This window comes from Nocardia ninae NBRC 108245, assembly GCF_007990755.1.
Lineage (GTDB): Bacteria > Actinomycetota > Actinomycetes > Mycobacteriales > Mycobacteriaceae > Nocardia > Nocardia ninae.
Genome location: NZ_BJXA01000139.1, coordinates 1 through 13,248 on the forward strand (window position 1 = coordinate 1; position 13,248 = coordinate 13,248).

13 protein-coding genes are annotated in these 13,248 nt (G+C 67.3%); 4 read left to right on the forward strand and 9 right to left on the reverse strand.

From position 1 onward, the window contains the following. Positions 1 to 414, forward strand: a 414-nt coding sequence (locus NN4_RS43260) for a YbaK/EbsC family protein (protein WP_147143912.1), incomplete at its 5' end; no start/stop codon positions are given. A 185-nt stretch (positions 415 to 599) separates the two neighbouring features. Here NN4_RS43260 and NN4_RS43265 read toward each other — a convergent pair. Beyond that, on the reverse strand, positions 600 to 1,100 hold the full coding sequence (locus NN4_RS43265; protein ID WP_186818909.1) for a winged helix-turn-helix transcriptional regulator: 501 nt from the start codon (positions 1,098 to 1,100) through the stop codon (positions 600 to 602). Positions 1,101 to 1,165: 65 nt separating this feature from the next. Here NN4_RS43265 and NN4_RS43270 point away from each other — a divergent pair, with 65 nt between their 5' ends. Next, positions 1,166 to 1,603 carry a nuclear transport factor 2 family protein gene (locus NN4_RS43270; RefSeq protein ID WP_246181428.1) on the forward strand — a complete coding sequence of 146 codons (438 nt, stop codon included), beginning with the start codon at positions 1,166 to 1,168 and terminating at the stop codon, positions 1,601 to 1,603. 9 nt (positions 1,604 to 1,612) lie between these two features. Then, a complete protein-coding gene (locus NN4_RS43275; RefSeq protein WP_147143918.1) occupies positions 1,613 to 1,966 on the forward strand; it encodes an MmcQ/YjbR family DNA-binding protein in 354 nt (117 codons plus the stop codon). Positions 1,967 to 2,036: 70 nt separating this feature from the next. On the opposite strand, the gene NN4_RS43280 is transcribed toward NN4_RS43275, so the two are convergent. The 3 genes from NN4_RS43280 to NN4_RS43290 form a co-directional block, all read right to left on the reverse strand. Further along, positions 2,037 to 3,626 carry an ABC-F family ATP-binding cassette domain-containing protein gene (locus tag NN4_RS43280; RefSeq protein ID WP_147143921.1) on the reverse strand — a complete coding sequence of 530 codons (1,590 nt, stop codon included), beginning with the start codon at positions 3,624 to 3,626 and terminating at the stop codon, positions 2,037 to 2,039. A 188-nt stretch (positions 3,627 to 3,814) separates the two neighbouring features. After that, positions 3,815 to 4,417: a DUF4291 domain-containing protein gene (locus NN4_RS43285; RefSeq protein WP_246181429.1), complete on the reverse strand. Its 603-nt coding sequence runs from the start codon at positions 4,415 to 4,417 to the stop codon at positions 3,815 to 3,817. A gap of 253 nt (positions 4,418 to 4,670) precedes the next feature. After that, complete coding sequence (locus tag NN4_RS43290) at positions 4,671 to 6,098, reverse strand: MFS transporter (RefSeq protein WP_186818910.1); 1,428 nt, start codon at positions 6,096 to 6,098, stop codon at positions 4,671 to 4,673. An 83-nt stretch (positions 6,099 to 6,181) separates the two neighbouring features. Between NN4_RS43290 and NN4_RS43295 the strand changes: the two genes are divergently transcribed. Continuing rightward, positions 6,182 to 6,865 carry a TetR/AcrR family transcriptional regulator gene (locus NN4_RS43295; RefSeq protein WP_246181430.1) on the forward strand — a complete coding sequence of 228 codons (684 nt, stop codon included), beginning with the start codon at positions 6,182 to 6,184 and terminating at the stop codon, positions 6,863 to 6,865. Between the two features lie 83 nt (positions 6,866 to 6,948). Here the strand turns inward: NN4_RS43295 and NN4_RS43300 are convergent, their stop codons facing one another. The 5 genes from NN4_RS43300 to secD form a co-directional block, all read right to left on the reverse strand. Next, positions 6,949 to 8,238 (reverse strand): Fic family protein, encoded by a 1,290-nt coding sequence (locus NN4_RS43300; RefSeq protein ID WP_147143930.1) that lies wholly within the window; start codon positions 8,236 to 8,238, stop codon positions 6,949 to 6,951. A gap of 106 nt (positions 8,239 to 8,344) precedes the next feature. Then, complete coding sequence (locus NN4_RS43305) at positions 8,345 to 8,917, reverse strand: adenine phosphoribosyltransferase (RefSeq protein WP_147143933.1); 573 nt, start codon at positions 8,915 to 8,917, stop codon at positions 8,345 to 8,347. 66 nt (positions 8,918 to 8,983) lie between these two features. After that, positions 8,984 to 10,702 carry an ABC transporter substrate-binding protein gene (locus NN4_RS43310; protein WP_147143936.1) on the reverse strand — a complete coding sequence of 573 codons (1,719 nt, stop codon included), beginning with the start codon at positions 10,700 to 10,702 and terminating at the stop codon, positions 8,984 to 8,986. A gap of 16 nt (positions 10,703 to 10,718) precedes the next feature. Continuing rightward, a complete protein-coding gene (secF, locus tag NN4_RS43315; protein WP_147143939.1) occupies positions 10,719 to 11,942 on the reverse strand; it encodes a protein translocase subunit SecF in 1,224 nt (407 codons plus the stop codon). A 7-nt stretch (positions 11,943 to 11,949) separates the two neighbouring features. Next, on the reverse strand, positions 11,950 to 13,248 hold a 1,299-nt coding region (gene secD, locus NN4_RS43320; protein ID WP_147143941.1), incomplete at its 5' end, for a protein translocase subunit SecD.

Here is a 13,248-nt window from a genome sequence, read left to right on the forward strand (position 1 = left end):
ACCCGGCGGGTACGGGTGCTCCCCGAGACCGCGCCGACCGCGGCCGCGGCGGCCGAACAGCTCGGCTGCCCGGTCGCCGCGATCGCCAACAGTCTTATCTTCGACGCCGAAGGTGCGCCGCTACTGGTGCTCACCAGCGGTGCCCATCGGGTGGACACCGGCAAAATCGCAGCGCACCTGGGTATCGGGAAGCTGTCGCGCGCGAGTGCGGAGTTCGTGCGGGTGCATACCGGCCAGGCCATCGGCGGTGTGGCGCCGCTCGGTCATCCGGCGCCGATCAGGACGTTGATCGATGAGACGCTGGCCGATCAGCCGGAGATCTGGGCTGCGGCCGGGCACCCGCACACCGTCTTCCCGACTACCTTCGACGAGTTGCGCGAGGTCACCGGCGCCGAAGCCGTCTCGGTGAACTGACGGACATCCGCCGGTCGACACACGGGACGCCGCTCGGTCAACGGACGCGGGTCTGCCACCATACGGGACGCCGCTCGGTCTACAGACGGGACGCCATTCTGTCGATGAACGAAGCACGGCTCAACCGATCGCAGATCACTGAGCAGACGTAAGGCCCAGCAACGCAGGGAAACTCGGCCGATCGGTCAGGTGGACGGCTCCATGTGGTCGCCGACGAGCATCGTGCCCGGCCCTCGATATCCGCCGGGCCCCTGCACGAATCGCACATTGTCCGCGGTCAGCGGCGCTGCGCATTCCCGGCACACCACCACGCCCGCGGTGGCCTTCCCGCAATCGTCGTGCACGATCAGCGCGGGCGGCCCCTCGGGTCCGGCCAGCCAGGTGTCGCCCCAGGCGACGAGCATGGTCAGCACCGGGTACAGGTCGCGGCCCTTGTCGGTGAGTAGATACTCGTGTCGCACCGGATTCGACTGGTAGGCACGGGCTTCCACGATGCCGTGCGCTTGCAGCGCGGCCAGGCGGGCGGCGAGCACGTTGGACGCGATGCCGAGATCGCGGCGGATGTCCTCGAACCGGGTCACGCCGACGAACAGGTCGCGCAGGATGAGTGGCGTCCAGCGTTCGCCGATCGCGTCGATGGTGCGGGCGATCGAGCAGACGATGTCGGACAGGGCAGCCTTGGGCACCCCCTCAGCCTAGTCCATTGCTTTTTGCAAGTGACTGCGGCTAGGTTCGGGTCATGGACTCGGCGATGGACCAAACAACGACCACAGACGCGGTGGACAGGTTCCGCGCGGCGACGAAGGACCGCGATTTCGAGGCGGTGCAGGCGACGCTGACCCCCGACGCCACCCTGATCTCGCCGCTGTCCGGACGATTGGTGTTTCGCGGCGCGGACGATCTGCGTATTCTGCTGACCGCTGCCTACGGCGGCGTCTCCGGCCTGCGATGGACCGAGCAGATCGGGGACGGAGCGCACCGCGTACTACTGGCGGAAGCTGCCCTCGGACCCTTCCGATTCACCGAGGCACTGGTGCTCGAACTCGCCGACGACGGCCGGATCCGCACATTGAAGCCGCACCTGCGCCCGTGGCTCAGCCTCACCGTGCTCGCCGTGTGGCTCGCGCCCGGGCTACTCAAACATCCGGGCGTGCTGCGACGCGCCATGCGTGGAGCGTCCGCGCCGTAGACTGCGCACATGGACCCGTTGACGCGGATCCGCGCGATCTGTCTCGGCCTACCGGAGTGCAGCGAACGGCTCAGCCACGGCTGCCCCACCTTCTTCGTGCGCCAAAAGACCTCGTTCGTCAAATACATCGGCGGGGGCTATGACGAGCCCGGCCCGACCATCTGGTGTCCCGCCCCGGAAGGGGTGCAAGCCGAGTTGGTAGACGCCGAACCCGAGCGCTTCTTCGTTCCGCCGTACGTCGGGCCCAGCGGGTGGATCGGTGTCCGGCTCGACATCGACCCGGACTGGGGCGAATTCGCCGAGATCATCCACGACGCCTATCGCAAGGTCGCCCCGAAGAAGCTCGTCGCCGAACTCGACTGAGCGCAACCGCACACCCCTGACCGGTCGCACCTCGAATTGCGCGAACGATCCAGGGGTGTGCGGCTTTCCGTTACCGGACCAGCGTCTCGACCAGCCCGTCGGCGGTGAGCTCCACCCGCCTGGTGAGCCCGATGTCGTCGAGAAAGCGCGGATCGTGGCTCACCACGATCAGCGCCCCCTCAAAACTGGCCAGCGCCTGGGTGAGGTGCTCGAGGCTGGGCAGGTCGAGGTTGTTGGTCGGCTCGTCGAGCAGCAACAACTTCGGGGCAGGTTCGGCCAGGAGCAGCATCGCCAGTGCGGCCCTGAGTCGTTCACCACCGGACAGCGCCGAGGCGGCGACATCGGCGTCGCTGCCGCGAAACAGGAAGCGGGCCAACTGGGCTCGGATCTGTTCCGGCGACGCGTGCGGCGCCGTCGAGGCCACGTTCTCGAAGACCGACCGTTGCTCGTCGAAGATGTCGAGCCGTTGCGGCAGCATCCGCCACGGCACCTGCGGGTGGGCCGCCGCGATCCGGCGCAGCAGCGTGGTTTTGCCCACGCCGTTGCGTCCGGTCAAGGCGATCCGCTCCGGCCCGCTGATCCGCAGCGAAACCGTTGGGCCGCAAGCCAACTCCACCTCATCCAGGTCGATCACGTCCTGGCCGGGATAGAGCCGGGTGTCCGGTAGATCCACCCGGATCTCCCGGTCGTCACGCAGCAACTCCTGTGCGTGCTGGAGCTGGTCCTTGGCCGTCTCCAGCTTGTCGATGTGGGTGTTGCGCAACTTGCCCGCCGATACCTGGGCCTGCCGTTTGCGTTCGGCCATAATGATTTTCGGTTCACGCTTGGTGTCCCACATCTTCTGCCCGTACCGCTGCCTGCGATCCAGTTTGATCCGCGTCTCGACGAGTTCGCGGGCCTGCTTGCGCACATCGCTGCGCGCGTCGCGGACTGCGGCCCGAGCCGCTTGCTGCTCGGCCTCGATGATCCGCTCATATTCGCTGAAGTTGCCGCCGAACATCCGGAGTTCGCCGTGCCGCAGCTCGGCGATGGTGCTCATCCGCTCCAGCAGCTCGCGGTCGTGACTGACCGTGAGCACGGTGCCGGAGAACTGGCCGACCACCTCGTAAAGCCGTTCGCGGGCAAGCTGATCCAGGTTGTTCGTCGGCTCGTCCAGCAGCAGGATCTCCGGCTCGGCGAGCAGTTCGGCCACCAGCCCGAGCAGCGTCGTCTCGCCGCCGGAGAGGGTCTCCAGCCGACGATCCAGCTGTGCGGACGAGTCGGCGACGTAGTGCAGTCCGAGCCGGCCGAGCAGCGCGATGGCCCGTTCCTCGACATCCCAGTGGTTGCCGACGATGTCGAAGTCGGACTCCGCGCCGCCGCCGGATTCGATGCGGTGCAACGCTTTCCGGAGCTCGGCGATGCCGAGCACCGCGTCGACCCGCTGCCCTGCGGCGAGACCGAGGTCCTGCCGCAGATAGCCGAGGTGACCGGTGACCGAGATCGAACCGCGGGCGGGTGTGAGCTCACCGGCGATCAGCCGTAGCAGCGTGGACTTGCCCGCGCCGTTGCTGCCGACCAGGCCGACATGCCCGGGGCCGAGCACACCGTCGAGCCCGTCGAACACGGGGGTGCCGTCCGGCCAGGCGAAAGTGAGATCGGAAAATGACAGATTTGCCATGGTGACTCCAGAGGTCGCTCAGAATACGCGGCGCGCGACTGCGGACCGCCCGAGTGGCTACCTCATGAAATCAACGGCATGGCTCCGATCAACGGCAATAAGACTCATCTAGATTAACCACACTTCCGCAACGTGTGCCAGTGATATTTGGATCACACCTGCGCACCGCCACTTTTCGGGCCCGAGAACTAGCCGGCGCCGATCACGCGGGCGATCTCGGCAGGCAGCGGATAGGGCCGCTCGACCGGCAGCGCACGGGCGGCGGCGTCGAGTTTCCCGTCGGCCACCAGCCCCTTGATCCGCCGCGCTTCCGCGGTGACGTCCCGAATCCCGGTGATCCACCGGTCGACATACAACCCCACCGCCGGACCGCCGAGACCGACCTGCAGCGACCGATGCGCGAGCGGCCGGTGATGTAGGTCGCGCTCCGGATCCCATTGCACCCGAACGGGACTCGTGCGCAGCCGGGCCATCCATGCCCGCTGGTCCGAATACATGTCCGGCACATAGTGACTCAGGCAGGACTGCCATAGCGCCCACTCGAACCCGCTGCGGGTGATCGTCACGGCGAGCACCCGCTCCTGGCCCGGCTTACTCCCCCAGCCGCACCGATACATCATCCACAGAAACGACGGCTTGATCCATGTCATGCGGTCCCGGCTGAACGGGGCCACGAAAGTTCCTGCGGCAACGGCGGCTTCGGCGATCTCCGCGGAATACGCCTGATAGACAACCACGGTCGCCGCATCATAGTCAGCTCTGACCTGCCGCATCGGCGGCGAAACACTCACCGGCAGATCCTGACATTCCGACCGCGACACGCCAACGCTGCCGACGATGTCCCCAGTGGAGCCGACCAGTGGGTTTCGCGCATCCCGTCCCCGGCCCGGGACAGCGCGAGCAGATTCGGCGCGCCAGCAACCATTGCCGCACCTCCAGCTCACCCGTCCAGCTATCCAAAGTATCGGCATTCCGGGCGTCTGAGACGAGACCTCAATTCCGGCGGGGCTACCGCACCGATGCGCGCGGTAGCCCCGGTGCCGTCTACTCCAGCCCGGCCGCCACAGTGGTCTCGGCCGGAGCCGCGGCCTTGCCGGTCTTGGGCACGATCAACGCGCCGACGATGGCACCCGCGGCAAGCAGACCTGCGGCCAGGCGCAGCGACGTCGTGTAGCCATCGGCCAATGCCGCTCGCCCGGTGTCGGTTCCGATGACACCGGCGGCGACCGTCACCAGGATCGCCAGTCCGAGCGAACCGCCCAGCTGCCGCACGCTGTTGAGCACGCCCGAAGCAAGCCCGGTCTGCTCGGACGGCACCCCCGACACCGCGGCGGTGCCCATCGCGACCACCGACGCACCGATGCCGATGCTGGCAACCAGCGACGGGCCGAGCAGCCCGGTCAGGAAGGTCGTCGAAGTATCGGCGAAACCGAACCAGAGCAGGCCGGCTGCGCCGACGAGCCCGCCGACCAGCAGCACCGGGCGCGGACCCCACTGCGGTGTCGCCACCATCGCCAGCCGCAGTCCGATCACGATGCCGACGCAGAACGGCAAGATCGCCACGCCGGTGAGCGTCGGGCTGTAACCGAGCACCCGCTGCAAGAGCTGGGCGACGAAGTAGAAGCTGGCGATCTGCGCGGAGGTGAGCATGAATCCGAAGAGGGTGGCGCCGAGCAGCGAGCGACGGCGCAGAAATTCCAGCGGCACCAAGGGATCCGCCGCCTTGGTCTCGACCCAGGCGAACCCGGCCAGCAGCACCGCGCCGACGGCGAACCAGCCGAGCACCCGCGCCGAACCCCACGCATGACTTTCGGTCGAGATCACCGCGAGCACCAACGCCGTCACCCCGAAGGTGACCAGTACCGCGCCGGGCACATCGAGGCGGCCGCCGCGTTGCGGCACCCGGTTGTCGGTGCCGCGCAACACCGCCACCACCGCCGCCGCAACGAACAGCAGGTTCACCCACATCACCGACCGCCAGCCGAGATGGTCGGTCAGCACACCGCTCAGCACTACACCCACCGCGCCGCCCGCAGCGCCTGCCCCACCCCACACCGACATCGACTTCGTGCGCTCGGGACCCTCCGGGAACTCGGACGTGGCCAGCGCCAACGTCATCGGTGCCAGCACCGCCGCACCGACACCCTGCAACGCGCGCGCCGCCAGCAGTTCCCAGCCGTGCTGCGCGGCCCCACCCCACGCGCTGGCCAGGGCGAATACGCCCAGGCTCGCGAGCAACAGCGTGCGACGGCCGGTGAGGTCGGCCAGTCTGCCACCGAGCAGCATCAGCCCGGCGAAGGTCAGCAGGAACGCATTGATCACCCAGCTCAGTCCGGACGGACCGAAGTGCAGCGACTCGTCGATCGCGGGCAACGCCACGTTGACGATCGAAAGATCAACGGAGACAAGGAACATCACGAGGAACACGACGCCGAGCGTCCATCCCTTACCCGCGCCGGTTCGCTCGGTCACGACAACCTCCATAATTTAGTAACGCGTGTGTTTATTATAGTTAGCACAGCCTTACCTGGGTGTCGAGAGGTTTGATCCGGACAATGAGAGGAGTGACAAGCAACGCGCTCCGCCGCCGCGGCCGCCCCGTCCGGGTGCCGCGCGAAGACGTCGTGGCCGCCACCACCCGAATGCTCGACGGCGGCGGCGCCGAGGCCTTCAGCATGCGCAAACTCGCCGACGAGCTCGGCGTGAGCACGGCCGCCGTCTACCACCACTTCCCCACCAAAGCGGCCTTGATGATCGCCGTCCTGAGCGCCCGCGCCGACCAGCTCGACCGGCCGGAGCTACCGGCGGCCCCCCGCGACCGGCTCGTCGCGATCATCACCTATCTGATCGACGTCCTGCACCACATGCCCTGGGTCGCCGACATTCTCGTCAGCGGCGAATCCTTCGGCCGGGCCGCCATGTGGATCCTCGACGAATTCGTCGACACCGCAACGACACTCGGCGCCACCGACGACTACGCCGGCTACATGTACAACGCCGTCTGGCGCTTCATCCTCGGCGAACTGATGATGCGCCGCGCCGAAGACGAACGCGCCGAAGCCATCACCGCGGGCCACCCCCGCCCCCGCTGGACCGACCAGGCCACCCCCGAAGTCCTGGCCGAATTCCCCACCACAGTCCGAATGCTCCCCAAATGGAACACCATCCGCGAGGCCTACCGCACCGAGTCAGCAGTAGGCCACTTCATCGACGGTTTGCTCGCCGGAATCCCCGCCTGAGGCGGTCAGCACCCAACGCCCGTCTCCGAGCAGTTGCCTGATCGTGCCAGCAAGTAGAGAGCAGCGAAGCCGACGAAGCGAATTCAACGCGGATTCGCAGGCACCCCGCGGTTCGGTGGACTGGTTCGCGTGTCGAATCGCGTACTGGCGAGCTGACGTTCAGCCAGACCGATGAGGTCCAGCACTTCGCGGGCGAGATACCCGGTGGTTCCCTTGTCGACAGTCTTGCGGGTCAGAATCGCCGCATCAGCCAGCTCCTCCAAGGCGTCTCGAGCTGACGGAAAAGAGACGTTCAGGATGCGCTGAACAGTGCGGGCCGTCAGCACCGGAACTTCCGGGAGCATGCCCACGATTCGAGCACTCGCCGAGCCGGCGCGCGGTTCAGCGCGTAAGCCGTTGCCCGCACGCCAGTTTCCGAGCCGCTCGGCCCAATCATGGCGCAATGCATCGATCTGGACCGAAATGCGTTCGGCTTGATCGGCAGCAGTGGCGGCCGCTTCGATGAACGTCGTCAGCCACAGCGCAGTCCCACGCCGGGCGGGCTCCGACAGTGGTTCTCCAGCGTATCGATAAGCGGTCAGTCCATTGACATAGCGGTCACTGAGAGTAGCGAGAACCAGACTGACCGGCAGGAGTGCCCGTGGCGCTATACCCCGTCGCGCAAGGACGGTGTGGATCAGCGCTCGGCCCACGCGCCCATTACCGTCGGTGAAGGGGTGGATGGTTTCGAACTGCGCGTGCACCAGCGCGGCCTGCAGCAGCGGCCCATGGGTAGAGCCGTTGAGGTAGGCGACGAGGTCCTCCATGAGCGCAGGCACTCGATCCGGTGGTGGAGGGACGAATTCCGCGTCGAGCGGATTCCAGTGGGACCCGCCGATCCAGTTCTGCACCTGACGCAGGCCGTGATGTTGTTCTTTCGGCAACAGCCCCCGGTGCAGCGCGACGATATCCTCCACGGTGACCGCATCGGCTTCAACGAGCTCGGTCGATGCATGGCGCAGCACAGTGATGTTGTTCGCCACCAGCCGGGCCTGTTCACCGAATCCGCGGATGTCTTCTTCCTGCCCGAGTTCAGCCAGTGCCACCTGCTGCGGCGAAGGTGCTATTCCTTCGATCATGGAACTGGCGATCGCCTCCGAACGCAGCAGGAACCGCGAGATTCCCTCGAGATCACGGGCCCCTGGGCAACTGCTGAGCCGTCTAACAGCACGTTCGACCGTTGCGGACCGATGGGCGAGTTCCGTCGGAATATGAACCGGACGCTCAGCGATCAGGTCAGGAGCGAAGGGACGATACCGCCCGCCCTGCCGATCACGCTTTGCCAGCCCCTCACCCAAGTGAGGAGCCCAGTATTCGATGAGGAACTCGGCCATCGATGGTTATCCTTTGATAGAAGCCAAGTCTATTAAAGGATAAGGTATCAAACCTTAATGCCGACGGCCGTGATTAAAGGATCGCGAAGATCCTTACCCCTGCAGTTCAGACCCGGACGATGGAGGTCAGGGGGTAGGCCCCCTGGTGGTCGCGGCCGTTGAGGAAGGTCAGTTCCAGGACTACGGCGGCGGCGACGACTTCGGCGCCGGCTTGGGCGAAGAGGTCGGCGGCGGCGGCGAGGGTGCCGCCGGTGGCGAGGACGTCGTCGAGGAGCAGGATGCGGCGGCCGCGGAGGTCTACGCCGTCGGCGGGGATCTCCAGGGCGGCGGTGCCGTATTCGAGCTGGTATTCGCGGCGCAGGACCGGCGGCGGCAGCTTGCCTGCCTTGCGGACGGCGAGGACGCCGGTGCCGAGGCTGGCGGCCACGCCCGCGCCGATCAGGAAGCCGCGGGCGTCGATGCCTGCGACCAGGTCGGCGTCGGGGGCAGTGGCGGCGAGGCAGTCGATGACGGAGCGGAAGCCTTCGGCGTCGGCGAACACGGGGGTGAGATCGGCGAAACGGATACCGGGGGCGGGGAAATCGTCGCGCCAGCGGGTCAACTGCTCGACCGCGTGCGCGGCCCGGTCGGTCCGATCGGCGGCTAACTCATCGGACTCGATCGCCGCGTGCTTACTCATCGACACCTCTCCATCATCACACCAAGGAGCGCGGGCAACTACCCGAAGCCGCGCCCACAGCACCTGTCACCGCTTCAACACCCAGCGGTCCATGTTCCAACCCGACCCCGCCTGATTGGGCGCGGCGATCCCGTTCTGCAGACCACCGCCGAACGCGATCGTGCGCGGGGTGGCGAACAGGGGAATGCTCGGCAGCTCCGCCCACAGCAGGTTCTCGGCATCGGTCAGCAGCCTCAGCTGTGTGGTCGAGTTGTCGTCGGCCGCAAGCTGATCGGTGATCGAATCGTAGCGGCCGTTACCGAATCGCCCGAAATTGAGCCCGCTACCGGTGCGCAACGCACTGGTGGCCGCGACCCCGGTCAGCGATCCGGCGGGACCCGGCGCGGCGGCGGTACCGGCCAGGACAGCGTCGACTTTCCCCTCGGTGAGCTGGGACGGTGTGAAATCGGCCGCCCCCGCGTCGACGACGGTGATGCCCGCCGGTTTACAGGCTTCCGTGATCATCGCCACGGTCTGCGCGCGGCGCTCATCGGGGCGCAGATAACCGATGCGGATGGTCGGATTGTTGGTCCGCGACGCGGCGACGGCTTGGGTCGACGCGGACACGTCACCGCCGCCGAACTTGCCCGCCGCACCGGTGACCGACGGATAGAACAGCGAATCCTGCTGCACGATATGCCCGTTCAGCGGTCCGGCACCGAGCCCGCTCTTGGGCGCGTCCGGCACCTTGCCGAGCTTGTCGAACAGCGCCTGGCGCGGCACGCACAGCGCGAATGCCCGGCGCATGTCGACCGAGCCGAACACCCCACCGGTCGAGAGCACCAGCTGCTCGGCGCCCCGCCCGGGCAGGTTCTGCACCCGGAACCCTTCCAGGTTCAGGTCTTTGATCGATCCGGTGCCGATGTCGACGACGCCGAGGGCACTGTCGCCCTCCTTGGACTTCAGGTCGACGTTCTTGGGCCACACCAGGATTCGACCGGTCGCGGGCTTGTTACCCCACCATCGCTCGTTGGCGACCAGCACCAAACCGTCCTTCTCGCTGAAGGATTCGATCCGGTACGGCCCGGACGACGGGAACCGCGTCAGGTCGAGGTTGCTGCCGAAGGTCCAGCCGGTGTTCCAGAATTCGGCGATCCGCCCGAGCGCGCTCGGATCGGCGGATTGCAAGGCGGACACCACATTCGGCACGTTCGCCACCCGCGCCGCGACGTGCGCGGGCACCAGCTCGCCCGCGGTGAACAGGTTGCGCCAGGCCGAGTAGTGCCGATCCGGGCGGAACACCACCGTGGCGTCGCGCGAGCCGGGCTGGCAGTCCACCCGTTCGATGTCGGCGTAGCCCGCGGTGCTCGCGGCGTCGAACAGCGGAATCGGCCCTCGGTCACCGGGTTTGGTGAATCGACCGCTGTGCGACGCCCAGGCGAGCACCAGGTCGTCACAGGAGGTGGGTACCCCGTCGGAGTACACACCGTCGGGGTTGAGCCGGTACTGGATGGTCTGGACGTCGCCGGGCACCTCCTTGGCGGTGCCGAAGTCGGTGTCGGCGACCTGCTGCCCCTCGGGTCCGGTGTAGAAGAACCCGGTGAGCACCCGGGCGAACACCGCGTTTGCGCCGCTGCTCGCACCGAGGGTGCTACCGCCGTTGTAGCTGGCGACGGTGGCGTCCACGGCGTAAGCGATGGACGGCACCTGGTTCTTGCTCGAGCACCCGGCCGCCAGTCCGGCGGCCAGGGTGCCCGCGGCCAGCACTGCGATCAGACGTACCGCTCGGCTACGTGCCTTACGCATGAAACCCCTGCCTGTGTCAGTGCCGCCGCTTCTGCCGTTTCCCGCTCGGGCGCGCGCCCGGTCGGGGCGCCTGCCCCGGTTCCCGCGGCCTGCGCGGTTCGTCGTCGTAGCCACGGCCGGTCGCGGCGGTGGCCCGGCGCTCCGCCTCGTAGCCTGCCCGCGCGCTCGCGGCCCCGGCCCGGCGGGACATGACCCGGTCGGTGTGCTTGGCGACCGGACCCCAGCGTTCCTTGATCGACACCAGCAGCGGTGTCGCGAAGAAGATCGAGGAGTACGTACCGACCAGCAGACCGACCAGCTGCACCAGCGCGAGGTCCTTGAGCGTGCCGACACCGAGCATCCACACCGCGATGACCATCAGGGCGACGATCGGCAGGATGCCGATGAGAGCGGTGTTGATGGACCGCATCAGGGTCTGGTTCACCGCGAGGTTGGCCTGCTCACCGTAGGTGCGCCTGCTCAAATGCAGGATGCCCCTGGTGTTCTCCTCGACCTTGTCGAACACGACCACCGAGTCGTAGAGCGAGAAGCCGAGGATGGTCAGGATGCCGATCACGGTCGCCGGGCTCACCTCGAAGCCGACCAGCGAGTACACGCCGGCCGTGACCGCGACGTCGAAGATCAGCGCGGCCAGTGCGGCGATCGCCATGTGCGTTTCGAACCGGATGGCGATGTAGATGACGACCAGCACCAGGAACACCGCCAGCGCGATGAGCGCCTTGCGGGTGATCTGGCTACCCCAGGTCTCGCTGACGTCCGAGGCGCTGATCGCGGCCCGGCTGGGGTTGCCGTCCTTGCCCTTGGGCTGGAACTCGGTGAACAACGCGTTGTTCAGCTTGTCCACCTGGTCCTTGTCCAGCGCCTCGGACCGGATCAGGATGGTGGCGTTGCCGCCGCTGCCGACGGTCTGCACCGAGACGGGATCGGTGCCGATCGCGGAGCGGTAGACGTTCTCGACCTCACTGGTGCTCGCGCCCGCGGCGGGGAACTGGATCCGCGAGCCGCCCTCGAAGTCGATGCCGAAGTTGAAGCCACGGAAGATGATGCTGCCCAACGAGATCAGGATGATCGCGGCGGTGATCAGGTACCACATCCGGCGCTTGCCGATGACGTCGATGGCGCCGGTGCCGGTGTAGAGCCGGTTGAAGAAACCGTGCTTGGGCTGCTCGGACACCGCGGTGAACACGTCCGTGGTCTCGGCCGGGTTCTCGGGGCGCGAGGTGCTCGTGTGATTGGTCATCTCGTTTTCACGCCTTCCCGAGTGCGGCCTGGGCCGCCTTCCGCTCGCGCGCGATCTGCTGGACCGCACCGAGGCCGTTCACCGACGGTTTCGCCCAGAAGCTCGTGCGCGAGGCGAGCAACACCAGCGGCGAGGTCATCAGGAACACCACGACGACGTCGAGGATGGTGGTGAGGCCTAGGGTGAACGCGAAGCCCTTCACCTGCCCGACCGCGAGGATGTAGAGCACCGCGGCGGCGATGAAGCTGACCGCGTTGCCGGACAGAATGGTTCGGCGGGCCCGCTGCCAGCCGCGTGGCGCGGCGGAACGGAAGCTGCGGCCCTCGCGCATCTCGTCCTTGATGCGTTCGAAGAACACCACGAACGAGTCGGCGGTCATACCGATACCGATGATCAGACCGGCGATACCGGCCAGGTCGAGGGTGAACCCGATCCATCTGCCGAGCAGCACCATGATGCCGTAGACCGCGAGACCCGAAGCCACCAGCGACAATCCGGTGACGAACCCGAGCATTCGGTAGTAGGCGAGGCAGTACAGCAACACCACGGCCAAACCGATCGCACCGGCGAGCAGGCCCGCCTTCAGCGAGGACAGCCCCAGCGTCGCCGACACCGTCTCGGCCTCGGAGGTCTGGAACGACAGCGGCAGCGAACCGTACTTCAGGGTGTTCGCCAGTTCCTTGGCGGACGCGGCGGTGAAGTTACCGGAGATCTGGGTGCGGCCGCCCTGCTGCGGGCCCTGCTGCACGACCGGCGCGCTGACCACCTTGGTGTCGAGCACGAAGGCGACCCGCTTGTTGACGTATTCGCCGGTGAGCTGGGACCAGGCGTCGCTACCCGCGGACTTGAATTCCAGGTACACCTCGTGCCGCGCCTGCTGGGTGTTCATGCCCGAGGTGGCGCTCTTGATCTCCTGGCCGTCGATGCGGCTCTTGTCGAGCAGCAGGATCTCCTGGCCGTCGGTGGAGCAGGCGACCAGCGGCAGGTTCGGATCGTCGTTGCCCTGCAACGGATCCGGCTTGCTGCAATCCAGTGCGGCCATCGCGGCCTGCGCAACGGTCGGGTCGGAGCTCTGCCGGACCGCCTTGGCGTCCTGAATCTCCTTGACCGCCAGTTCCTGCGGCGTCAGATTCGGATCGGCGGGTGGTTGCGTCGGTGCCTGAGCCGGGAACACGCGCTGCTGCGGGGCCGGCTCCGGCTGCGGGACAGGGACCTCGCCGGAGGCCGGTGCGCCGACGGACGGCGCCGAGTCGGCAGGCGCGGGCGCCGGTACCTCACCCGCGGCAGGCGGTGGCGCCTCACCGGG